The sequence below is a fragment of the Microbacterium maritypicum MF109 genome, from assembly GCF_000455825.1.
In the GTDB taxonomy this organism is placed as follows: Bacteria; Actinomycetota; Actinomycetes; order Actinomycetales; family Microbacteriaceae; genus Microbacterium; species Microbacterium maritypicum_A.
In genome coordinates, this window is sequence record NZ_ATAO01000168.1 from 42,507 (window position 1) to 64,259 (window position 21,753).

Below are 21,753 nucleotides of genomic sequence, written 5' to 3' on the forward strand. Positions count from 1 at the left end.
AAGTTGCACGATTGTGCATGATTCAGACTACAGTCATCTCCATGACGAAGCCACTCCTGATCCTCATCGCCGGCCCCTATCGCTCCGGGACGAACGGCGACCCCGACCTCATCGCCCGGAACCTCGCGCGCCTGGAGGAGGTCTCGGGCCCGATCTTCCGCCTCGGCCACGTGCCGATGATCGGGGAGTGGGTCGCGCTGCCGATCCTGCGCACGCTCGAGCCGGCCGACTCCGATGCCGATGCCGATGCCGGTGACGTCATGTACGAGACTGCGCACCGCCTGCTGCAGCACTGCGACGCCGTGCTGCGCCTGCCGGGGGAGTCGTCCGGTGCCGACAAGGACGTCGAGATCGCGCAGCAGCGCGGGCTGCCGGTCTACCGCTCCCTCGAGGAGATCCCCCGGCGGTGATTCCGTAGGCTGGAGGCATGACCAAGAACCTCTGGACCATCCTCGGCGTCATCCTCGCCGTCGTGATCGCGTGGTGGATCGTGAGCGCCCTGTTCTCGGTCCTCGCGTTCATCTTCAAGCTCGCGATCGTCGCGGTCGTGGCCGTGGTGGTCTTCCTCGTCCTGCGTGGGATCTTCGCCCGCAGCGACGACTGACCCACGGCCGTCGAATCGCGCACCTGGTCGCCGATTCGCCGCGGAAGCGACCACGTGCGCGATTCGAGAGCGGCTACGCCTTGGCGAACGCGCCGACCCGGTACTTCGCGGCGCGGTGCGTGTCCTGCACGCGGTCGCCACGGCCGTGGAGCTTGTTGCGGAGTGTGCCCGGCGCGTACTCCTCGGGGTAGGCGCCGCGCTCGCGCAGCACCGGGATCACGTGCTCGATGATGTCCTGCCAGGTGCCGGGGGTGACCGCGTAGGCGAGATTGAAGCCGTCGATGTCGGTCTCGTCGACCCAGGACTGCAGCTCGTCGGCGATCTCAGTGCCGGATCCGACGATCGTGGGCCCGAGGCCGCCGATCGCGTTGTGGCGTCCGAAGTCGCCGACCGTCCACTCGCGGCCGAGGTCGGCCTCCTCCTTCAGATGCTGCAGCACGGACTGGATCGCGTTGGACTCGACGTTGCCGACCGGCTCGTCCTCGGCGTACTGCGACAGGTCGACGCCCATCCATCCCGACATGAACGTGAGCGCACCCTCGGGGCTCGCGTAGGAGAGGTACTCGGCGTGCTTCGCCGTCGCCTCCTCGCTCGTCGCGGCGGTGATCACGGTGAGAAGCGTGTAGATGCGGGCGTCGTACCGGTCGCGGCCCGCCGCTTCGAGGGCATCGCGGATGCGCTTCACGGTGCCGGCGAGCACCTCCTTCGAGGGCGCGGCGACGAAGATGGCCTCGGCGTTCTCGGCCGCGAACTTCACGCCCCGCGGGCTCGCGCCGGCCTGGTAGATCACCGGCGTGCGCTGCGGCGACGGCTCGGAGATGTGGATGCCGGGAACGCTGAAGTGCATGCCCTCATGCCCGATCGGGTGCACCTTGCCCGGGTCGGTGAAGATGCCGCGCTCGCGGTCCTCGACCACGGCATCGTCTTCCCACGAGCCCTCCCAGAGCTTATAGAGCACCTCGACGTACTCGTCCGCGTGGTCGTAGCGGTCGTCGTGGGCGAGCTGGTCTTCCTGACCCATGTTGCGCGCGGCGCTGGGCAGATAGCCGGTCACGACGTTCCAGCCGACGCGGCCCTGCGTGAGGTGGTCGAGCGTGCTCAGCCGGCGCGCGAACGGATAGGGGTGCTCGAACGCGGTGCCGGCCGTGATGCCGAAGCCCAGGTTCTCGGTGACGGCCGCCATCGCGCTCACCAGCAGGATCGGGTCGTTCACCGGCACCTGCGCGCCGTTGCGGATCGCGGCCTCGTTCGTGCCGCCGTACACGTCGTAGGTGCCGAGCACGTCGGCGATGAAGATGCCGTCGAAGGTCGCGCTCTCCAGCAGCTTCGCCAGATCGGTCCAGTACGAGATGGTGTTGTACTGCCGCGACCGGTCGTCGGGGTGCCGCCACAGGCCGGACGACTGGTGGGCGACGCAGTTCATGTCGAAGGCGTTGAAGCGGATCTGACGGGTCATGGGCTCCATGAAAGGCGAAGGGCGCCGGGGAATCCAGGGTCGCCGACACGCGCCGACACATTCGGGTGCGACAGCCTCCGCTCTGGCAGTCGGCACACCCGGCGGGCTCTACCCTTGACTGGTGACCGACGAGACCGCGACAGCCCAGCGTCTGGTGCGGCGCTTCGCCCGCGAGACCAACCTGCTCGTGGCCGGTCGCGACTTCTCCGTCGTGGGAACGGATGCCGTGGCCGACGAGCTGCGTCGACTGCTGCCCGCTTTCGGTGCGCATCTCGGAAGCACCGGCACGGTCGGCCACGGAGTCGTCTTCGCACCGGGTGCGACGCCCGAGATCCTGCTCGACGGCAAGGCTCTCCCGGCGCGTGAGACGGCTCACGACCGTGTCGATGCGGCCGGACGTCACATGCCCGTCGCCACCGATCGCGCGCGACGCCTGCGCGAGGCCGGCACGGTGAAGGGTGTGCGGATCGGCATCGCGATGGTGCTCGAGCCCAAGACCGCCCAGCTCGCCCTGCTGCTGCGGGATGCCGGTGCTGCGGTCGCCGTGTACGCCCACCCCGATGAGATCGACGTCGAGGTCGCCCAGGTGCTGCGCTCCCGCGGCATCCCCGTCGACGGTGATCCTTCGCTCTCCGGTGCTGCGGAGCGCGCTGCCGCGGTGTCGTTCCTGCGCCGCGGCTTCGACCTGCTGCTCGACGACGGCTCGCACCTGATCCGCCTCGCTCATGAAGAGGGTCTCGCACGGCAGCTGCGGGGTGCGGCGGAGGAGACGACGAGCGGACTCACGCCGCTGCGGCTCATGGAGCGCGAGGGGCTGCTCGAGATCCCCGTGATCGCGGTGAACGACGCCCTGACCAAGACCTCCTTCGACAACCGCTACGGCACCGGCCAGTCGTGCGTGTTCGCGATCGCCGATGCGCTGGACGAAGTGGGCATCGACCTCCGCGACCAGCCTGCCGTCGTCGTCGGCTACGGCCCGGTGGGTGAGGGTGTCGCCGCGCACCTGCGGGCCCTCGGCGTGCAGGTCGGCGTCGCTGAGACCGATCCGGTGCGTGCTCTCCGAGCCGCGCACGACGGCTATCGGATCGGACGACTGCACGACCTCGCCCCGGGAGCGCTCGTCGTCTCGGCCACCGGGGCGCCGCACACGGTCGACGCCGTGGTGCTGCGAGCGGCGGCGATCGTCGCGGTCGCGGGCGGGGTTCCACACGAGGTCGACCTCGACCCTGCGACGCTGCGACCGTTCGCGGGTGCGAGCGGCGCAGCCTCTCCGTTCGTGGAGCGCGCCGGCGAAGGTGCACTCGTGATCGCCCGAGGCGGGTGCGTGAACCTGTCTGCCGGCGAAGGCAACCCGATCGAGATCATGGACCTCTCGTTCTCGGTGCAGCTCTTCGCCGTCGAGCACCTCCTCGCGCACGATCTGCCCGCCGGCGTGCATGCGCTGCCGCACGAGACCGACACCGTCATCGGGACGGCCGCTCTCGCCCTGCGCGGCGCGCACATCGACCAGCGCAGCCCGGCGCAGGTCGAAGCGCAGCGCGAATGGCGCTCGCCGCGATTCCGAGGAGAATCCGCATGACTGCCGTGACCGTCTACTCCGCAGGGCTCGTCGTGCCGATCACCGCGCCGCCGATCGTCGACGGCGCGGTCGCGGTGCGCGACGGCCGCATCATGCACGTCGGAGAGCGCGAGTGGGTGCTGCGGTCGCTGTCCGAACGGGGCATCGCCGCCGACGAGGTGCACTGGCCCGGGGTCCTGACCCCCGGGCTCGTGAACGCGCACACGCACCTGCAGTACACCGGCATGGCCTCGGTCGGGCGCGGGCAGTACGACGGCTTCGACGACTGGGTGCGCGCTTTCGACCCGGTGTACGAAGGCGGTCGCGACTGGGCGGCGGATGCGGCCGACGGTGCGATGCAGGCGCTGCGTTCCGGCACGACGGCCGTGGCCGATGTCGTGACCGATCGTGCGGCGGCGACCGCGCTGCACGATGCCCGGCTGCACGGCATCACCTACTGGGAGGTGATGAGCTGGACCAACGCCGACTGGGCCCGTACCGGGCGCGCGCAGGTGGAGCAGGCGCTCGACGCCCTGCCGACCCCGCCGGGGACGGGCCTTTCACCCCACGCCCCCTACTCGCTCGACATCGAGCCGCTGCTGGAGATCCCCGACATCGTGCGCGAGCGCGGCGGACGCATCCACATCCACCTCGGCGAGGCCGCGTTCGAGAGCGAGTTCGCTCACGAGCATCCGCAGGCGTGGCACACGGCCGGGCTCGCCAGCTTCCAAGAACTGCGCCAGGCCGGATTCGGCACCAGCGCCACCGAGTTCGTCGATCAGCTCGGCGTGCTCGGGCCCGACTGCCATATCGCGCACGGCGTCTACATGAGCGCCAGGGACCGCGCCATCCTGCGGGAGCGTCGCACGACGGTGGCCCTGTGCCCGCGGTCGAACGCCGTCATCGGACTCGAGGAGCCGCCGATCGCCGCGTACCTGCGCGAGGGCAGCCCGATCGCCGTCGGCACCGACTCGCTGTCGTCGAGCCCGTCGCTCGACGTGCTGGCCGACGTCGCGGAGCTCGCGCGCATCGCCCGCTCGCAGGGGTACACCGACCGCGACCTGCACGCGCGCCTGCTCGGTGCCGCGACCCTCGGCGGTGCGCACGCCATGGGGATCGACGTGGGCCCGGACCGCACCGGCTACCTCGCCGTGGGGGCCCTCGCCGACCTCACCTTTTTCGACGTCCCGGCGGGCCCCGATGCGGTGGTCGAACTCGTCGAGCACGGTGCCGGCCGTACAGCTGCCACGATCGTCTCCGGCGAGGTGCGCTACGCCGTCGACTCCTTCCCCGAAACCGGAGCACCCGCATGACGCAGCGCCCCGCGACCGCCGAGCGGCTCGACCTCGCCCCGCATCCGGAAGGCGGCTGGTTCCGCCGCACCTGGACGAGCCCGCTTCCCGTCGAGACGCCGAACGGTCAGCGGCCGGCGGCCACCTGCATCCACTACCTCCTCCTGCCATCGGAGAAGAGCGAATGGCACGTCGTGACCAGCGACGAGCTGTGGCTGTGGCACGGGCCGGGCCGACTCGAACTCCGCCTCGGCGGAGACGGTGCGGAACCGGGCGAGGGGACGGCGATCGTGCTCGGCCCCGAAGAGGCGGCGCAGGTGCGTGTGCCGGCCGGTGTTTGGCAGGCCGCGAGGCCGCTCGACGCCGACGAGGTGCTGGTGTCGTGCTTCGTGTCCCCAGGTTTCGACTTCGCCGATTGGCGACTCGCCGCATCGCCTACTCTGTAGAGGCAGACCGTGTCTGCAGAAGCAGACCCGTCCTGCCTCGCCGTCTTCTCCATACCCTTCCTCGCCCTGGAGTCATCGTGCCCTTCGCTCCCGCCCTCCGCCGCGCTGCAGCCGTCGCCGCTGCTGCCGCCGCCGTCGCCCTCATCCTCTCCGCCTGCAGCTCGCCGTCCACGGGCTCCGGCAGCGGAGACGGCTCGGGCCTTCCGACCGTGACCGAGGGCAAGCTCACGATCGCGACCGGCGAGCCCAACTACGAGCCGTGGTTCGTCGACGACGACCCCTCCAACGGTGAGGGCTTCGAAGGCGCGGTCGCCAACGCCGTCGCCGAGCAGCTCGGCTACACGGCCGACGACATCGTCTGGGTGCGCACCACCTTCGACGGCGCCATCGCACCGGGCCCCAAGGACTGGGACATCAACCTGCAGCAGTTCTCCATCACGGATGACCGCAAGAAGGCCGTCGACTTCTCGTCGCCGTACTACACGACCACGCAGGCCGTCGTCGCGGTCGGCGGCTCGCCCGCGGCATCGGCGACCACGATCGACGAGCTCAAGGCCACCAAGGTCGGCGTGGCCAGCGGGACCACCAGCTACACGGTCGCCAAGGCCCAGCTCGGCGAAGCGAACCTCAACGTCTTCAACTCGGTCGACGACGTGGTGCTCGCGCTCAAGGGCGGGCAGATCGACGCCATGATCACCGACCTCCCCGGCGCCTTCTACGTCGTCGGTGCCCAGCTCGACGACGGCGTGGTGACCGGTCAGTTCGCCGACGCGAACGGCGGCGACGACTTCGGCATCGTCCTTCCCAAGGGCTCCGCGCTCACGGCCGACGTCACCAAGGCCGTCGACGCCCTGCGCGACGATGGCACGCTCGACGAGCTGCAGCAGAAGTGGCTCAGCGACGCGGTCGACGTCCCCGTCCTGAAATGACCTCGACCTCCGTCGACGCGGAGTGGCAGCCGAGCGAACTCGAGCTGTCACGCCGCGCTCTGCGGCGTCGGGCGACCACCCGATCCATCCTGATCGCGTTCGGCAGCAGCATCACCCTGTTGGCGGTGCTCGTCGTCGTCGTCGTCAACACCCCCGGCTGGGCGATCGTCAGCCAGACGTTCTTCGATCCGCAGGTCGCGCTGGAGAGCATCGGTCCGATCTTCCAGGGACTGCTCGTCAACCTCCTGGTGCTCGTCATCGCCGTGGTGTGCGTCGCGATCCTCGGCACGCTCCTGGCCACCATGCGCTCGCTGCGCGGCCCGGTGTTCTTCCCTCTGCGCGCGATCGCCGCGGCCTACACCGACTTCTTCCGTGGCATCCCGCTGCTGATCGTGCTGTACCTCGTGGGGTTCGGCATCCCCGCGCTGATGATCTTCCCGCGCATGCCCCCGATGTTCTGGGGCACGATCGCGCTGGTCCTCACCTACTCCGCCTATGTCGCCGAGGTGCTCCGTGCAGGCATGGAGGCCGTGCATCCCTCGCAGCGCATCGCCGCGCGGTCGCTCGGGCTGACCCACGGGCAGACGCTCCGGATCGTCGTGATCCCGCAGGGCGTGCGCAAGGTCGTCCCCGCCCTCATGAACGACTTCGTCTCGATGCAGAAGGACGTGGGGCTGATCTCGGTGCTCGGCGCCGTCGATGCGGTCCGTGCGGCACAGCTGATGGTCGCCGAGACCTACAACTTCACACCGTACGTCGTCGCCGGCCTCATGTTCATCGTGCTCAGCTGGCCGATGATCCGCCTGACCGATGTCGTCACCGCGCGTCTGAACAAGCGCGAGCAAGCCGGAGGAGTCGTATGAGCGTGCCCGTGATCGAGGCCAGGGGTGTGCGCAAGCGCTTCGGCGATCATGACGTGCTGCGCGGCATCGACCTCGCGGTCGGCACGCACGAGGTGGTCGTGCTGATCGGCGCGTCCGGCTCGGGCAAGTCGACCCTCCTCAAGACCATGAACCTCATCGAGGGCATCGACGACGGGCAGATCTTCCTCTCCGGCGAGGACATCACCGACCCGCGGGTGGACGCCGACGCGGTGCGGGCCCGGATCGGGGTCGTGTTCCAGCACTTCAACCTGTTCCCGCACCTGACCGTGCTCGACAACGTCACGCTCGCCGCCGTGCGCGTGCACGGCATGCGCAAGACGGAGGCGCGCGCCCAGGCACGCGCGTTGCTCGACACGCTCGGCCTCGGCGCCAAGGCCGACGAGTACCCCGACCGGCTCTCCGGCGGACAGCAGCAGCGCGTGGCGATCGTGCGCGCGGTGCTCACGCAGCCCGAGGTGCTGCTGCTCGACGAGATCACCAGCGCCCTCGACCCGCAACTGGTGGGCGAGGTGCTCGATCTGGTGCGACAGCTGAAGCAGCAGGGCGCCACGATCGTGATGGCGACCCACGAGATGTCGTTCGCGCGTGAGGTCGCCGACCGCATCGTGTTCCTCGAGCACGGTGTCGTCGTCGAGCAGGGACCGCCCTCCCAGGTGTTCGATGCCCCGCAGCAGGCGGCCACCGCGGAGTTCCTGGCGCGCGTGCAGCACTGACGCCCGGCGGGAAGCGCGCGGCGTCGACGCTCATCCGCTCGACGGATCGAAGCGGTACTGAGGGTGGATGCGCGCCCTCGGAGGCGCGTGCTGAGCTTGAGGTCTCCGCCGATTCCTCGAGAGGTCCCACGTGAGCACGCCCCACATCATCCCGTCTTCCGCCGCGCCGACGGCCGACGCCTCCGCGGCCGACTCCGGCGACGGCCCACGCCGCGGCGGAGGCGCCTCCACACGTCGGCGCCGCATCGTCGGCGTCGACGTCGCGCGCGGACTCGCCCTGGTGGGGATGTTCGGCGCACATCTGATGGTCGCGAGCGGTCCCGACCTGACCCTGACCGACCCGTCGACATGGCTGGACATCGTCAACGGTCGCTCCTCGATCCTGTTCGCCCTGCTGGCCGGGGTCTCGCTCGCGCTGATGACGGGCGGTGCCCGTACCGCGTCACCGGACGAGCTCCGGAAGATCCGGTTGCGCCTGGTCGGTCGCGGGGCGGCGATCTTCGTGATCGGGCTCGTGGTCGAGCTGCTGGGCTCGGGAATCGCCGTGATCCTCACGCTCTACGGCGTGCTGTACATCCTGGCGGCGTTCACGGTGCACCTGCGCACCAGGGTGCTGGTGATCGCGGGGGCGGCACTCGGCATCCTCGGTCCGCCGCTGCTCGCCCTGATCGGCACGCTCTCGCCGGATCTGGGCGGCCCGGGGCTGTCGCTGGTGCTGTTCGGCACCTACCCGATCACGGTCTGGGCTGCGCTGCTCTGCGCCGGTCTCGTGATCGGACGCCTCGACCTGACCCGGGTGAAGACGGCAGTCGTCATGCTCGTCTGCGGAGGACTGATCGCGATCGGCGGTTACGCGCTGGGTGCGCTCCTCACGTCGCCGCCGCAGGAAGTCGCGTCGTCGAGCTCCACGTCCGGTTCGGGTTCGGGTTCGGGTTCGATCAGCATGATCCCCGGGGACGAGGTCGACGTCTCCGGACTGGCGTGCCAGACCAGTGACGGCGTCGTCGTCTGCTTCCCGCCGGAGAAGGCCTCGCTGTTCACGGACGACGGCGGCGGCATCGAAGAGGGGCAGTCGTACATCGATCGCGTGGCTTCGGAGGACCCGCCCGCGAAGATGCTCGAAGCGGTCATCAGCGTCTCGGCCCACTCCGGCGGCGTGCTGGAGGTGCTGGCATCCGGCGGCTTCGCGGTGGCCGTCCTCGGCCTGTGCCTGCTGGTGACCCGGTATGCGCGGTGGGCCGTTCTCCCGCTGGCGGCCTACGGCGCGGTTCCGCTCACCGGTTACGTCGTCCAGGCGATCCTCATCCTGGCGGGGGCGGCGACCTGGCTGCCCAACCCGGTGCTGCCGTGGATCGCGCTCTCACTGCTCATGATGGCCGGCGCGCTCATCTGGACGCGCACGGTCGGCAAGGGGCCGCTCGAACGACTCACGGCGTGGGCGGCCGACGCCATGGCGCTGACAGTGAAGACGACGCGCACGGCGAAGCGCCGGGACTGAAGACGGCCTCGTGTCGAGGAGGGGCGACATCGAGGCGGCGGAGGGGGGCGTCCGGGGGGAGGGGAGCTCAGGCGAGCTCTTCCTCCTCCGGCCGTCGCGGGCTCGGGTCGGGCGGCAGGATCTCGATCGGATGCGCGGCGGTGCGCTGCGCCCGCCACCAGATCACGAAGCCGATCGCGGTGAAGACGCCGTAGAAGACGTACATGAAGCCGGTGGCGTAGTAGCCGGAGCTGAACAGCAGCGGCACCCCGACGACGTCGACAGCGATCCAGACCAGCCAGAACTCGGTCCAGCCCTTCGCCATGCCGTAGGTGGCCAGCAGCGAGCCGACGAACGTCCAGGCGTCGGCCCACACCGGCTCCCACGATCCCAGCAGGCGGAACAGCGGGGTCAGGGCGACCGTGCCGACGATCATCACCAGCACCATGCCGATGCGGGCGCTCGTCGGCGCCCAGCGGGGGACCACGCGTCCGCCGTCGAGGTTCCGCCAGCGCACCCATCCGTAGATGGCGACCGCGATGAACATGATCTGCCGCCCGGCCTGGCCGAGCAGGTGCGGCAGTGACGGATCGGGGCTGAGAGCGGAGCCGAGGAAGACGGTGAGCAGCAGCAGGTTGCCGATGATGCCGACCGGCCATGCCCACACCTTGCGTCGCATGCCGCCGAGCGCGCTGGCGAGACCGAACGCGTTGCCCACGACCTCCCGGACCAGGAGCGTCTGCCCGCCGGGCAGCATCCACTGCGAGTTGAAGGCGTCGACGAACCACTGCAGCAGGTTCATCGTCAGGATCCGGCGTCGGGTTCGGGGCGGTCGTCGAGCACCAGCTGCAGCATGTTCAAATCGAGCCAGCGTCCGAACTTGGCACCGACCTGCGGCATGCGTCCGACCTCGACGAAGCCCAGGCGCTCGTGCAGGGCGATGGAGGCGGCGTTCCCGCTTTCGATCCCGGCGATCATCACGTGCATCCCCGCGTCCCGCGCACGATCGACGAGCGCCGACATGAGGGCGGTGCCGATGCCGCGACCGTGCTGGCCGTCGAGGACGTAGACCGAGTGCTCGACCGTGTGGCGATAGCCGCTGTGCGGACGCCATTGCGCGTACGACGCGTAGCCCAGCACCCCCGTGTCGTCGACGGCGACGATGACCGGGTAGCCGCGGGCGGTGCGATCGGCGAGCCAGGCGACGCGGTCGGCGAGGTCGACCGCCTCTTCGTTCCAGATCGCGGTGGTGTGCAGCACGGCATGGTTGTGGATCGCGGTGATGGTCTCGAGATCGGCGGTCTCGGCGTCCCTGATTCGCACGGCTGTCATCGGCGGGCGTTCTCTCTTCTTCTGCGCTTCGGGTGCGCATCCTTCTTCGGCGCTTCGGGTGCGCATCGCCGACGCTAGCAGGAGGAACGGGCGCTGGGCGTGCTGCGGCCGAACAGTTACGGGGGCGACGTGCGGGCACCGCGCTTGTCCCCCGAACGGCCTACAGACGCGCACACGAACCATGTCTACTGTGTAGAACGTATTGTTTTAGTTGACGGGTGCATCGGAGGATCTCATGTCTTTGGAACACGCGCGTCGCGCAACCTGGCGCACAAGAGCGGCCAGCGCGCTGATCGCACTCGTCCTGTCCGGGGTGGGAGTTCTCGCCTTGGCGGGCCCTGCCGCAGCCGCGCCGAGTGATTGCCCATCCGGGTACACGTGCAGTTACTCGGGTTACAACTATGGGAATGATGCTTGGCAGCAGCCGTCTACGCACAAGTTCGCGAACTGCGTGGATGTCATGGCCATCGGCTGGAGGTCCTACGGCGACGTCATCTCCTCCACCTTCAACAACGGGCGCTCCCAGAACTCCTACCTCTACAAAGGACAGAACCAGACAGGAGGGAAGGGCCTCCTTATCCTCCGGGGGCAGGGCTTCGGCAATGTGGGTAGCTATAACGACGAGATCGAGTCGGGATACTTCAGCGGCACCCTCAGTAGCGTTGGTTCGGCTCTATGCCGGTGACTTCTCCGCGCGTAGGTGGCCGCCTGGTCATGGCGACCGTCCTTGCGGTCACGGTTGCCGGGGGTCTGGTGGGGTGTACCGCGTCCGACAGTGAGGCGGATGCGGGGGTGAGGAATCAAGCGGCTTGGAAGATGCCTCTTGATGAGTTCGTCGTGTATTCCCCGGACCTGGACAACTATGCGGAGCAGTTGTTGATCTCGGATTGTCTGGGTGCGCAGGGGTATGAGTGGCCGGTGCCGTGGCAGGATACCGACTTCCCCCGTGCGGAAGACTTCAACCGGGTAGGTCTGCGGCTGTTCAATCTGGAACTGGCAAAGAAGTGGGGTTACCATTTCGCGCGGCTGGATGATCCGGAGAGCGCTGAGCTGTGGTTGACATACACAGAGACAGTGGATTCGTACTTTCCGAATCAGGAACTGGATGACGCGCTCGTGGCCTGCACTGACAAGATCCGCGCGAAAGACAAGGACTTCGCATCCACCGCCGACGGGCTGAACTACAACGCTGAGCTATCCGCCCAGGCTTGGGACATCGTGGAGCAGGATCCGGATGTGGTCAAGGCGGTGAAAGCCTGGCGGGAGTGTCTGACCCCACGGGTGGATTACGCGGTGACTCAAGAGCAACCTTGGGAAGGAGCTCCTTATGAGGTGGCAGAGGTGTGGGGTGCGGTGACCGGGTCGTCGTCCGCGCCTTCGGCGGAGGAGCTTGCTGCGGCTGTTGCTGATGCGGAGTGCCAGGAGTCGAGTGGGTGGGCCTCGCTCTGGTATGAGCGGAATTGGGAGGAGCAGGAGAAGTTCGTCGCGGAGAACAGGGACAAGCTCGATCGGATTCGTGCGGAAGCGATCGAACGGAAGAAGAAGCTGCTGACGATCGTGGCGGAGAACGCGCCAGCCGCGCCCTAGAGAGGCGGCGCGAGAGTTGGCTCGGTAACGAGCCTTGGCCGATCAGTGAGTGATGAGAGTCCGATGGATGACGTAGGTGTGCCGGAGACGGCGAGACGGTCCCGTTGGATGGCCGTGATCGCCGTGGTGCTGATTGTGGCGCTGATCGGTGCCGGGTTTTGGTTTGCGGCGCAGTTCCAGTCGTCGGCGCAGCAGGAGGCCAACGCCAAGGCGCCCGCCCCCGGGCCGGTCTTCGCAGAGGTCACGCAGGGGGCGCTGGCTGGCGAGGTCGGCTTCACCGGGCAGGCGGGGCCGTCGACGCAGACTCCGGTGACGGTGCTCCCTGTCGCGGAAGCGTCGCTCACCGTCGTCACCGAACGCCCACTGGCGACGGGTGCGACCGCTTCTTCGGGGCAGGTTCTCACCGAGGTCAACGGGCGCCCTCTCTTCGGTGTGCAGTCGGCCTTCTCCTTCTACCGCGACATGGGCGTCGGGGATCGTGGCCCGGATGTCGAGGCATTGCAGGCTGCACTCGTGGCGCGGTCGTACCAGCTCAACGCCGATGGGCGGTTCGGAGGCGAGACGGCTGCGGCGGTGAAGCGCTGGTATCAGGACAATGGCTATGAGGCCCCCACTCGCAGTGCCGCGGCGGAGAAGACGAGCTCGGAGGGGGGCGAGAAGGCGCCGGATCCGAGCGAGAAGGCGCCGGCTGCCGAGGGGTATGTTCCTGTCGCCGAAATTCTGGCGATGCCTTCTGCGTCCGCGCAGGTCGTGAAAGGTGTTCAGGTCGGGCAGCGTTTGGCGGCGGAGGGTGTGCCGGACTTCATCCTCGGGTCGGCGGATCTGGTGGTCACGATCACGGTTCCCGTCACCGATCTCGGGGATGTGGTCGCAGGAGACGCGGCTGTGATCTCGATCGGTGGCACTGAGGTCGAGGGCATCGTGGGAGACATCCGCCCCTCTGACTCGGCCGAAGACTCAGAGGGATCGGGCTCGAACGGTGATGCGGAACAGGCCGCACCCGAGGTCACTTTCGCCGTGGTTCCGAAAACAGCGCTGCCGGGGTCGTCGGGGCGGGCGCGGGTGGCGGTGATCAAGCAGATCGTGGCCGAGGACGCGCTGATCGTCCCGGTTCTCGCCGTGTCGGACCGGGGGCCTGACAAGAACGTTCTGACGAAGCAGCAGGCCGACGGAACGCTCCTCGAGGTGCCGGTCACAGTCCTGGGCACACTGCAGGGCGAGGTAGCCGTCGAGCCGCGCGACGAAGGTGCCCTGAAGGCCGGCGAACTGGTTCGAGTCGGTTGACGTGTCGCTGATTCAGTTGCGGGGAGTGCGTCGGACGTACTCCTCGGCGGGTCGGCCCGAGGTCGATGCGCTTCGCGGCATCGACCTGGAAATCGACCAGGGGGAGTTCGTTGCGATCGTCGGGCCATCGGGCGGTGGCAAGACGACGCTGATGAACATCCTGGGGCTTCTCGACGACCCGACGGCGGGTAGTTATGTTCTCGACGGCGAGGAAGCTCGTGCCGGCGACGGTCGCCGCGCGGCGACCGTGCGCGCACGGAAGATCGGATTCGTGTTCCAGGCCTTCCACCTTCTCGAGGCCAGGCCGGCCGTCGACAGTGTCGAGTTGAACCTGCTCTACCGGGGCGTGCCCCGTGTGCAGCGGCGTGAGAGCGTTCTCGGCGCCATCGACTCTGTCGGCCTCGCAGACCGCGCCTTCCAAAGCACCTCGACACTGTCGGGCGGGCAGCGTCAACGCATCGCCATCGCCCGTGCGATCGCCGGGGATGCGAAGCTGATTCTCGCCGACGAGCCGACAGGCAACCTCGACTCGGTCAACGCCGCTCGGGTTCTCGATGAGCTCGAACGTATCAATCGCGATGGGGCGACGGTCGTCGTCGTCACTCATTCGGCCGAGGTCGCGGCACGGGCGCGTCGTGTGGTCCACATCGCCGACGGTGCGATCGTGTCCGACGAGCGACAGTCCGGCAGCGGAGCGAGTACGGCATCGAAAGCCCCTGCGGACGGGCCGCCGGCTTCTCCTTCGAATGATGCCCGCACGTCCCGCACGAGAGAAGATGAGCGGGTGCGGCTCACCGGGCGCATCCGGTTCGCCGACATGCTTCGCGACGCCTGGGCATCCGTGACGTCGAGAAGGTATCAATCGATCGGACAGGGGCTCGCCGTCGCCATCGCCGTGGCATTGACGATCACCACTCTCGGGCTTGCGGCATCGGCGCGAGCGCAGGTATCCGCCACATTCGATGCCCACCTGAATCGTGAGGTCTCGGCGACGTGGTCGACGGGGGCCAAGAACTCGCTTCCGCCCGAGGAGGTTCCGCAGGCGATCGAGCGACTCAGCGGAGTGGATGCGGCTGCGGTCGTCATCGATCTCAACGTCAGCACGGTCTCGACGTTCGCGGAGGCACGCCAGATCCGGCCGCACGTCGCCATCGGAGATATCGTCGGTGCTGCGCGTCTCACGGTCGACGAGGCTCCGTGGCATGCGGGACCCCTAGCGGGCGGCGAGGCCTACATCGGAGATCTTCTCGCGAAGGACATGCGGCTCAGCAGCATTGATGGCGCTCCCACGATCTCGGTTGATGGCGTCACATATGTCGTCGCTGGCATCATCACCAAGTCCGCGCGCCTCCCCCTGCTCCGCGGCGAGGTGGTCGTGGGACCCCGCGACGGCCTCACAGCAAAGGGGGCCGTAGACGTGACGATGCTGGCCGTGACGTCCTCCGGCGCAGCGCAGCAGGTCGCCAAGCAATTGCCTTCGGCGTTGAACCCGTTCGAGCCGGAGCGGATCGTCGTCGTTGCGCCGACCGATTCCGCACAGCTGAGGGGGCAGGTCGAACAGGGCGTGCAAGCCACCCTCACCGCGTTCACGCTGCTGGCGCTGATCGTCGCGATCGCCGCACTCATGAACGCCACGCTCCTCGCTGTCAATGCGCGCCGCGGCGAGATCGGCATGCGCAAAGCGCTCGGAGCACGAGACCGGCAGATCGGAGAACTCATCACTCTGGAATCCGCAATCGTCGGTGTCGTCGGAGGGGCCGCGGGCCTGGTACTCGGTATGGCGGCAATCCTCGTCGTCACCGTGAGCCAACGATGGGCCCCCGTGTTCGACATCGTGCTGCTTCCGATCGCCATCGCTGTCGGCCTGATCGTCGGTGCCGGGGGAGGCGGACTGGCCTCCATCCGCGCCGCGCGTCTGCGCCCCGCGGAGAACCTCCGCAGCTGACATCCTCGCTGGACGCCGTCCGGGCGTGCTGCGACCGAACAGTTACAGAGCTCAGCCTGCCGTCGTCGTGCTCACGGCTTCGCGCACGAGGATCGCACGCCGCATGTCGGCCATGATCGGGTCGAAGAAGCGCTCCCGGTAGCGGGCCTCGCTCACGGCGGAGAACACGAAGGGGAGGGCGGCGATCACCGAGAGCAGGGTGGCCGCCTTGAGCAGGTTGACGGTGAGCGGCAGCTTCGCCCCGAAGAACTCCAGCGGCTGCACCGCGAGGGGCTGTGCGGTGCTGCCGGGTCCGAGCCAGATGCCGACGACGCCCGTGGGGACGGCGATGCCTCCGATCACGATCAGCAGCGCCGCGAGGAGCCCGGCGAAGAACAGGGCCTGCACCAGCTGCGCCACGGTCATCGCGAGCAGGATGTTGATGCGCTGCGGTGCGCGCAGCCGTCCCGGAGTGCCGGGGGTGGCGGGGCGGCCTTCGGCGGGCGTGCCGATGAGCAGGGTGGCGCGCTGTTCGGCGCTCGGCGCCTGAGCGTCATCGTCGATCTCGGAGGCACTGACCCGCAGCACGACGATGCCCGCGAGCACCGCGACGACGAGGCCGAGCAGGGCGATGGATCCCCAGGAGAGGGCGGATGCCATCTGCCAGACCTCGGCAGAGAAGAACGAGAACACGACGAGCATGAGGATCACCGGGAGGGCGATCGATGCCATGTGGCCGATCGCCGAGGCGTTGCGCACCGCGAGGCGCGAGGCCCAGGAGATCATGGCCCCTCCGCCCATGCCGGTCACCAGGATGCAGAGGCCGAGCACCAGGATCGTGCGGAGGACCGGGCCGACGGTCGCGTCGGGCTGGGCGATGTAGCCGTAGACGATCGTGAAGGCGAGGCACGAGGCGATCAGGACGAGCGCGACCGCGGTGCCGACGCCCACCGGGAGGCGACGCAGCAGGGTGCGCACGAGGTAGTAGGCGGCCCACGCGAGCCCGATCGCGAGCAGGAAGATCACGACGGCGAAGAGGACGAGCAGGATCTCCCACTCCGTGGAGTCGTCGTCGAGGGCGAAATCGAAGACGACCTCGAGCCCGTCCTGGAAGAGGTACGCGGCCACCGCGACCCACGCGATCAGTGGCGCGACACGGCGGGGGAGGTCGGTGAACCAGCGGCGCAGCGGAACGAACGTCGGAAGGCCCTGTTCACGGAACCAGCGGTCGGCATCGCGCTTCGTGCTGCGCAGCTTCGGGGACGCGGACATGGCGATGAGACTACGGCAATGACGAGGCGCGGAGTTATCCACAGGCTTTCCTGAGATTCGAACATGTCTTCTAAGATGGAGGTATGGCGAACCCGCATCTGAACCCGCTCCTCGAGGCGATGACGTACCTCGAAGACGCGTGGGGCGATGCGACGAACGCGGCCGATCTGAGCCGCGCGCAGCTGCTCGATGCGCACCGGGCGATGGGACTGGTACAGCGTCGGCTCGACGGCATCCATGCCGAGATCGCGGCGGGCATCGCGAGGGAATCGCGTCCGGAACTGGGGTCTGCGGGTCTCGCGAAGCAGCAGGGATTCCGCAACCCGGCGACCATGATCGCCGCCACGACCGGCGGATCGACGGGCGATGCGGTGCGGCTCGTCAAGGTGGGGGAGGCGACCGCGCCGCGGGTGAACATCATCGGCGAGAAGCTGCCCCCGCGGTACCCCGAGGTGCAGCGGGCGATCGGTGCCGGCGAGCTCAGTGCGGCGGCCGTGGCGCTGATCGTGGCCCTGCTCGACCGGGCGCGCGTGAAGGCCGGGATCGAGCGGATCGTCGATGCCGAGCGACTGCTCGTCGAACGTGCGGCAGGGCTGTCGCTCGATGACGTGCGCAAGCTCGTCGTGCACGCCGAGGCCTGGCTCGACCCCGACGGCGTGGCTCCGCGCGAAGGTGAGGCCCGGTCGCGGCGCTCGCTGACGATGTTCGAGCGCGACGGATCGCTGCACCTGACCCTGCAGACCGACATCGCGTCCGGCACTCCCGTGAAGGCGGCGATCCAGGCATACGTAACCGCCACGTTCCACGCGCGGGCGCACGTGCTCGACCCCGAAGCGCCCGATGCCGACCGTCGTACGGTCGCGATGATCCAGGCCGACGCGCTCGTCGAGATCTGCGCGCATGCGAGCGGATGCGACAACGGCGGGCTTCCGGTATCCGGTGCGACCGTCGTCGTCCGCGTAGGGCTCGACGACCTGACCGCCGGCACCGGATTCGCGACGGTCGACGGCCTCGATGGGCCGGTCAGCATCGCCTCCTGTCGTCGGATGGCGGCGGGTGGGGGGATCATCCCCGTCGTGCTCGGCGGCGGCGGCGAGATCCTCGACTGGGGGCGCGAGAAGCGGCTGTTCACCCGCGCCCAGAGACTCGCGCTCGTAGAACGCGACGGCGGTTGCGTGATGTGCGGGCTGCCCCCGCAACTCACCAGGGCGCATCACCTGCGCTGGTGGCAGCGGGATGCCGGACCGACCGATCTCGACAACGGAGTGCTGCTCTGCGAGAGCTGCCATCATCGCATCCACGACAACGACTGGGAGATCAGGATCGAGGGACGGGGGTTCGCGGCGCGGGTGTGGCTCATTCCGCCGCTGCACGTCGACCCCGAGCGCAGGCCGAGGCTCGGCGGCCGAGCCCGGTACGACATCGCGGCGTGAGTGCCCCGGCGTGGATTCGTGTTCTGGCCTGTGCGGACAGTCGTGTCTCGATGTTCAGACGTGCACGTCGGCGGGGGATGCCTCGCCCTCGTGGAAGCTGGGGGTCTTGCCGAACAGGCGGGCGATGCCGAGCACGATCCCGACGACGAGCAGCCCCAGGATGAGACCGGCGATCGCGGAGATGATGGTGTCCACGATCCAGACAACGACCGGACCGAGGCCATGGAGCGCTTCCTCGACGGCGTGCAGCACGTCGACCGGGAAATGCCACCCCACCTCGCCGAGGTTCACCAGCACGAGATGGCCGCCGACCCAGAGCATGGCGACCGTGCCGAGGATGCTGATGAAGCGGAACACCCCGGGCATCGAGCGCACGATCCTGGTGCCGGTGTGCCGCACACGCTGCACCGGGTTCTTCGCCATCTTCAGACCGATGTCGTCGATCTTCACCAGCAGTGCGACAGCGCCGTAGACGACACCCGTCATGAGGAGGGCGATCACGGCGAGGATCGCCAGCGTCGCCCAGATGTCGAGCCCCTTCTCGAGGCTCGCGAGCGAGATGAGCATGATCTCGGTCGAGAGGATCAGGTCGGTGCGCACCGCACCGAGCACGAGCTTCCTCTCATCGCGCGCTCCCTCGTCGGCGTGACCGTGCTGCACGCCGAACCACTCGAGCACCTTCTCGGCGCCCTCGAAGCACAGGTACGCCCCGCCCAGGATCAGCAGATACGGCAGCACCCACGGCGCGAACGCGGTCAGCAGCAGCGCCGCCGGGATGATGATCACGAACTTGTTCGCCAGCGACCCGAGGGCGATCTTGCCGACGACGGGCAGCTCCCTCGCGGGCGTGAGGCCCTGCACGTACTGCGGAGTCACCGCGGCGTCGTCGATCACGACGCCGGCCGCCTTGGCCGACGCCTTCATCGCTGCGCTCAGGATGTCGTCGACGACGGCCAGAAGTCCAACGGACATGGGCGGATCCCCCTCGTGGTGTGCAGTGCGGAGGCAACTCTATCGAGTCGGAGGGGCACGGCTGTCGAGTCGGAGGAGGGATCCGGCCGGCGACCTCAGCCCTGGGATTCCTCCGCCGCGCTCGCGAGCACACGCTGCAGCGGCTGATAGTGCTCGATGACGGCCTGCCGATAGCGTTCGACATCACCCGAACGTGCGGCGTCGAGCATGTCGCCGTGCGCCTTCGCCGTCTTGTGGATGTCGTCGGGCTGAGGGATGCCCAGCTGGGGGAGCACGGCCGTGTGCACATCCCAGAAGGCGCCGACCAGCTGACCGACCAGGCGGTTGCCGATCGCGCCGAAGAGGCGGGTGTGGAACGCGCGGTCCTCGTCGAGGAAGTGCTCCCCGCGCTCGGCCTTGGCGACCATGTCGGCCACCAGGGCGTCGAGCTCGGGGTCGGGGTCGTCCTGAGCGGCGGCCACCACGCGTTCGGCCATCGACAGATCCAGCGCCAGGCGCACTTCGACGACCTCCCGCAACGCCTGCAGGGATCCCTCCGGCGACAGCACCCCGCGGAACACGAGGGCTTCGACCATCGGGTCCAGCGACATCGGTCCGACATACGTGCCGTGGCCGTGACGCACATCGACGATGTCGAGGGTCGAGAGCGTGCGGATCGCCTCGCGCACGGAGGATCGCGAGACGTCGAGCTCCTCGCAGAGCTCCGCCTCGGTCGGCAGCGGGTCGCCCGGCGTGAGCCCCCGGGTCAGGATGAGCTGCTTGATCTGATCCGCCGTGGTCGAGCGCCGCATGCGTGACGCCCTACTCGTGGTGGACTTCATGGGGCTCCCTCTTGTGCCTGGCAGAAACGCTCCGATCATCTCACTCTTGTGATCTGATCGAACCTGTGTCTAGAGTACATCAGACATCAGATGTCCTCAAGATGTTCCCCCCACCACCCTGGAGCACACATGAACCGACACATCACCCGCCGCCGCGCGGGTCGATTCGCGATGGCGGTCGCCGGCACAGTCGCCGCGTCCGTCGCCCTCGCCGGCTGCGGCGCGGGCACCACCAGCACTCCCGACGAGAGCGCAGCCGCGAGCGAGATCGACCCCGACGGCATCATCGAAGCGGGCATCTCGTACACGCTGAACGGCAGCTTCGACCCGATGGTCGCGTCGGGCGCCGTCACGGTCTCGGCGAACTGGCACATCTTCGAGGGGCTGGTCGACCTCGACCCCGTCACCCAGAAATCTGCCCCCGCCCTCGCCGCCGACCTCCCGACGAAGATCGACGACACGACCTACGAGATCGACCTCCGCGAAGGCGCCACCTTCCAGAACGGCGATCCGGTCACCGCCGACGACGTGGTCTTCAGCTACGACCGCGTGCTCGACCCGAACAACAACTCGCTCTTCCTGTCGTTCGTCGACTTCATCGACACCGTCACCGCGGTCGACGACGACACCGTGCGGATCACCACCGACTACCCGTTCTCGCTGATCAACGACCGCCTCGGTGTCGTCAAGATCGTCCCGAAGTCGGTCGTCGAAGCCGACCCCGAGGGCTTCGCCACCAACCCCGTCGGTTCCGGCCCGTACTCGCTGGTGTCGGCCGTTCCCGAGGACAAGCTCGTCTTCGAGCGCTACGACGACTACAACGGGCCGCGCCCCGCGCTCGCCGCCGGCATGAACTGGAACCTGCTCTCCGACGCCTCCGCTCGCGTCACCGCGATGTCCACGGGCACCGTGCAGGCGATCGAGGACGTGCCGTACATCGACGTCGACGCGCTCGCCTCCTCGGCCGACGTCGACAGCGTGCAGTCGTTCGGCCTGCTGTTCATGATGTTCAACACCAAGGCGGCGCCGTTCGACGACGTCCGCGTGCGCCAGGCCCTGCACTACGCCCTCGACATGGACAAGATCATCGGCACCGGCATGCTCGGCAACGCCACGCCCGCGACCTCGTTCCTGCCCGAGACGTACCCGAACTACCACGAGGCCTCCACGGTCTACACCTACGACCCCGAGAAGGCGAAGGAACTGCTCGCCGACGCGGGTGTCTCCGACCTGTCCATCACCCTGCTCACCACCGACACCGGATGGGTCAAGGAGGTCGCCCCGCTGATCAAGGAGTCCCTCGACGCGATCGGCATCGACACGACGCTCGACATCGGGCAGTCCGCGTCGATGTACGAGAAGGTCGACTCCGGCGACTACACGGTGGCCGTGGCCCCCGGCGACCCCTCGGTCTTCGGTGTCGACCCCGACCTGCTCATGAACTGGTGGTACGGCGAGAACGTCTGGACCCAGACCCGCACCAACTGGGCCGACTCTCCCGAGTACGCCCAGCTGCGCACGCTCCTCGACACCGCCGTCCAGCAGGAGGGCGAGGAGCAGCAGAAGACCTGGGACGAGGCCTACGACCTGCTCTCCGACCAGGCCGTGCTCTACCCGCTGTTCCACCGCAAGCTGCCGACCGCATGGAGCAGCCAGGAGCTGGTCGGATTCCAGCCCGTCCCCACCACCGGACTGTCGTTCCTCGACGTCGGCGTGGCGGCGAAGTAGCCCGCACCAGGGGGCGCGCTCACCCGACGAGTGCGCCCCCT

Annotated in this window: 21 protein-coding genes; 15 read left to right on the forward strand and 6 right to left on the reverse strand. The window is 68.5% G+C overall.

Features of this window, described 5'->3' with window-relative positions; all coding sequences use genetic code 11:
- Window positions 1–41: 41 nt before the first annotated feature.
- On the forward strand, window positions 42–410 hold the full coding sequence (locus L687_RS29870) for a hypothetical protein (RefSeq protein ID WP_021199470.1): 369 nt from the start codon (window positions 42–44) through the stop codon (window positions 408–410).
- A gap of 17 nt (window positions 411–427) precedes the next feature.
- Window positions 428–604, forward strand: a complete 177-nt coding sequence (locus L687_RS42770) for a hypothetical protein (protein ID WP_021199471.1) — start codon at window positions 428–430, stop codon at window positions 602–604.
- A 73-nt stretch (window positions 605–677) separates the two neighbouring features.
- On the opposite strand, the gene L687_RS29880 is transcribed toward L687_RS42770, so the two are convergent.
- Window positions 678–2,060 (reverse strand): LLM class flavin-dependent oxidoreductase, encoded by a 1,383-nt coding sequence (locus L687_RS29880; protein ID WP_021199472.1) that lies wholly within the window; start codon window positions 2,058–2,060, stop codon window positions 678–680.
- Window positions 2,061–2,181: 121 nt separating this feature from the next.
- Here L687_RS29880 and L687_RS29885 point away from each other — a divergent pair, with 121 nt between their 5' ends.
- From L687_RS29885 to L687_RS29915, 7 genes are all read left to right on the forward strand, one after another.
- Window positions 2,182–3,639: an adenosylhomocysteinase gene (locus tag L687_RS29885; RefSeq protein ID WP_021199473.1), complete on the forward strand. Its 1,458-nt coding sequence runs from the start codon at window positions 2,182–2,184 to the stop codon at window positions 3,637–3,639.
- Window positions 3,636–4,931, forward strand: coding sequence for an amidohydrolase family protein (locus L687_RS29890; protein WP_021199474.1), 1,296 nt, complete (start codon window positions 3,636–3,638; stop codon window positions 4,929–4,931). The genes L687_RS29885 and L687_RS29890 overlap by 4 nt, the downstream gene beginning before the upstream one ends.
- Complete coding sequence (locus L687_RS29895) at window positions 4,928–5,356, forward strand: cupin domain-containing protein (protein WP_021199475.1); 429 nt, start codon at window positions 4,928–4,930, stop codon at window positions 5,354–5,356. The genes L687_RS29890 and L687_RS29895 overlap by 4 nt, the downstream gene beginning before the upstream one ends.
- Window positions 5,357–5,433: 77 nt before the next feature.
- On the forward strand, window positions 5,434–6,285 hold the full coding sequence (locus L687_RS29900) for an ABC transporter substrate-binding protein (RefSeq protein ID WP_021199476.1): 852 nt from the start codon (window positions 5,434–5,436) through the stop codon (window positions 6,283–6,285).
- On the forward strand, window positions 6,282–7,148 hold the full coding sequence (locus tag L687_RS29905) for an amino acid ABC transporter permease (protein ID WP_021199477.1): 867 nt from the start codon (window positions 6,282–6,284) through the stop codon (window positions 7,146–7,148). The genes L687_RS29900 and L687_RS29905 overlap by 4 nt, the downstream gene beginning before the upstream one ends.
- On the forward strand, window positions 7,145–7,882 hold the full coding sequence (locus tag L687_RS29910; protein WP_021199478.1) for an amino acid ABC transporter ATP-binding protein: 738 nt from the start codon (window positions 7,145–7,147) through the stop codon (window positions 7,880–7,882). The genes L687_RS29905 and L687_RS29910 overlap by 4 nt, the downstream gene beginning before the upstream one ends.
- A 130-nt stretch (window positions 7,883–8,012) precedes the next feature.
- Window positions 8,013–9,380, forward strand: coding sequence for a heparan-alpha-glucosaminide N-acetyltransferase domain-containing protein (locus L687_RS29915; protein WP_021199479.1), 1,368 nt, complete (start codon window positions 8,013–8,015; stop codon window positions 9,378–9,380).
- A 67-nt stretch (window positions 9,381–9,447) separates the two neighbouring features.
- On the opposite strand, the gene pnuC is transcribed toward L687_RS29915, so the two are convergent.
- Both pnuC and L687_RS29925 read right to left on the reverse strand, forming a co-directional pair.
- Window positions 9,448–10,161 carry a nicotinamide riboside transporter PnuC gene (gene pnuC, locus L687_RS29920; protein ID WP_021199480.1) on the reverse strand — a complete coding sequence of 238 codons (714 nt, stop codon included), beginning with the start codon at window positions 10,159–10,161 and terminating at the stop codon, window positions 9,448–9,450.
- Window positions 10,162–10,163: 2 nt separating this feature from the next.
- The gene (locus L687_RS29925; RefSeq protein WP_021199481.1) at window positions 10,164–10,691 is read right to left on the reverse strand and encodes a GNAT family N-acetyltransferase; all 528 of its coding nucleotides are present in this window, start codon (window positions 10,689–10,691) and stop codon (window positions 10,164–10,166) included.
- A 235-nt stretch (window positions 10,692–10,926) separates the two neighbouring features.
- Between L687_RS29925 and L687_RS43310 the strand changes: the two genes are divergently transcribed.
- The 4 genes from L687_RS43310 (at window position 10,927) to L687_RS29945 (ending at window position 15,507) form a co-directional block, all read left to right on the forward strand.
- Complete coding sequence (locus tag L687_RS43310) at window positions 10,927–11,376, forward strand: peptidase inhibitor family I36 protein (protein WP_084487299.1); 450 nt, start codon at window positions 10,927–10,929, stop codon at window positions 11,374–11,376.
- 29 nt (window positions 11,377–11,405) lie between these two features.
- Complete coding sequence (locus tag L687_RS29935; protein ID WP_021199483.1) at window positions 11,406–12,278, forward strand: hypothetical protein; 873 nt, start codon at window positions 11,406–11,408, stop codon at window positions 12,276–12,278.
- Between the two features lie 63 nt (window positions 12,279–12,341).
- Window positions 12,342–13,562 carry a peptidoglycan-binding protein gene (locus L687_RS29940; RefSeq protein WP_084487301.1) on the forward strand — a complete coding sequence of 407 codons (1,221 nt, stop codon included), beginning with the start codon at window positions 12,342–12,344 and terminating at the stop codon, window positions 13,560–13,562.
- A gap of 1 nt (window position 13,563) precedes the next feature.
- On the forward strand, window positions 13,564–15,507 hold the full coding sequence (locus L687_RS29945; RefSeq protein WP_031207170.1) for an ABC transporter ATP-binding protein/permease: 1,944 nt from the start codon (window positions 13,564–13,566) through the stop codon (window positions 15,505–15,507).
- A gap of 51 nt (window positions 15,508–15,558) precedes the next feature.
- Here the strand turns inward: L687_RS29945 and L687_RS42775 are convergent, their stop codons facing one another.
- Window positions 15,559–16,758 carry a hypothetical protein gene (locus L687_RS42775; RefSeq protein WP_021199486.1) on the reverse strand — a complete coding sequence of 400 codons (1,200 nt, stop codon included), beginning with the start codon at window positions 16,756–16,758 and terminating at the stop codon, window positions 15,559–15,561.
- An 83-nt stretch (window positions 16,759–16,841) separates the two neighbouring features.
- Here L687_RS42775 and L687_RS29955 point away from each other — a divergent pair, with 83 nt between their 5' ends.
- Complete coding sequence (locus tag L687_RS29955; RefSeq protein WP_021199487.1) at window positions 16,842–18,191, forward strand: HNH endonuclease; 1,350 nt, start codon at window positions 16,842–16,844, stop codon at window positions 18,189–18,191.
- Window positions 18,192–18,245: 54 nt separating this feature from the next.
- Here the strand turns inward: L687_RS29955 and L687_RS29960 are convergent, their stop codons facing one another.
- Entirely contained in the window at window positions 18,246–19,163 is a 918-nt protein-coding gene (locus L687_RS29960; RefSeq protein WP_021199488.1) for a DUF808 domain-containing protein, read from the reverse strand.
- A gap of 95 nt (window positions 19,164–19,258) precedes the next feature.
- Window positions 19,259–19,984, reverse strand: coding sequence for a FadR/GntR family transcriptional regulator (locus L687_RS29965; RefSeq protein ID WP_029260695.1), 726 nt, complete (start codon window positions 19,982–19,984; stop codon window positions 19,259–19,261).
- 129 nt (window positions 19,985–20,113) lie between these two features.
- On the opposite strand from L687_RS29965, the gene L687_RS29970 reads away from it, so the two are divergent.
- A complete protein-coding gene (locus L687_RS29970) occupies window positions 20,114–21,712 on the forward strand; it encodes an ABC transporter substrate-binding protein (protein WP_021199490.1) in 1,599 nt (532 codons plus the stop codon).
- The last annotated feature ends 41 nt before the right edge of the window (window positions 21,713–21,753 follow it).

Coding starts and splice junctions, on each gene's coding strand:
- L687_RS29955 (WP_021199487.1), top strand. CDS start 16,842: ATGGCGAACCCGCATCTGAACCCGCTCCTCGAGGCGATGACGTACCTC.
- L687_RS42775 (WP_021199486.1), bottom strand. CDS start 16,758: ATGTCCGCGTCCCCGAAGCTGCGCAGCACGAAGCGCGATGCCGACCGC.
- L687_RS29970 (WP_021199490.1), top strand. CDS start 20,114: ATGAACCGACACATCACCCGCCGCCGCGCGGGTCGATTCGCGATGGCG.
- L687_RS29905 (WP_021199477.1), top strand. CDS start 6,282: ATGACCTCGACCTCCGTCGACGCGGAGTGGCAGCCGAGCGAACTCGAG.
- L687_RS29910 (WP_021199478.1), top strand. CDS start 7,145: ATGAGCGTGCCCGTGATCGAGGCCAGGGGTGTGCGCAAGCGCTTCGGC.
- L687_RS29895 (WP_021199475.1), top strand. CDS start 4,928: ATGACGCAGCGCCCCGCGACCGCCGAGCGGCTCGACCTCGCCCCGCAT.
- L687_RS29940 (WP_084487301.1), top strand. CDS start 12,342: ATGGATGACGTAGGTGTGCCGGAGACGGCGAGACGGTCCCGTTGGATG.
- L687_RS29935 (WP_021199483.1), top strand. CDS start 11,406: ATGGCGACCGTCCTTGCGGTCACGGTTGCCGGGGGTCTGGTGGGGTGT.
- L687_RS29880 (WP_021199472.1), bottom strand. CDS start 2,060: ATGACCCGTCAGATCCGCTTCAACGCCTTCGACATGAACTGCGTCGCC.
- pnuC (WP_021199480.1), bottom strand. CDS start 10,161: ATGAACCTGCTGCAGTGGTTCGTCGACGCCTTCAACTCGCAGTGGATG.
- L687_RS29965 (WP_029260695.1), bottom strand. CDS start 19,984: ATGAAGTCCACCACGAGTAGGGCGTCACGCATGCGGCGCTCGACCACG.
- L687_RS29925 (WP_021199481.1), bottom strand. CDS start 10,691: ATGACAGCCGTGCGAATCAGGGACGCCGAGACCGCCGATCTCGAGACC.
- L687_RS42770 (WP_021199471.1), top strand. CDS start 428: ATGACCAAGAACCTCTGGACCATCCTCGGCGTCATCCTCGCCGTCGTG.
- L687_RS43310 (WP_084487299.1), top strand. CDS start 10,927: ATGTCTTTGGAACACGCGCGTCGCGCAACCTGGCGCACAAGAGCGGCC.
- L687_RS29870 (WP_021199470.1), top strand. CDS start 42: ATGACGAAGCCACTCCTGATCCTCATCGCCGGCCCCTATCGCTCCGGG.
- L687_RS29960 (WP_021199488.1), bottom strand. CDS start 19,163: ATGTCCGTTGGACTTCTGGCCGTCGTCGACGACATCCTGAGCGCAGCG.
- L687_RS29890 (WP_021199474.1), top strand. CDS start 3,636: ATGACTGCCGTGACCGTCTACTCCGCAGGGCTCGTCGTGCCGATCACC.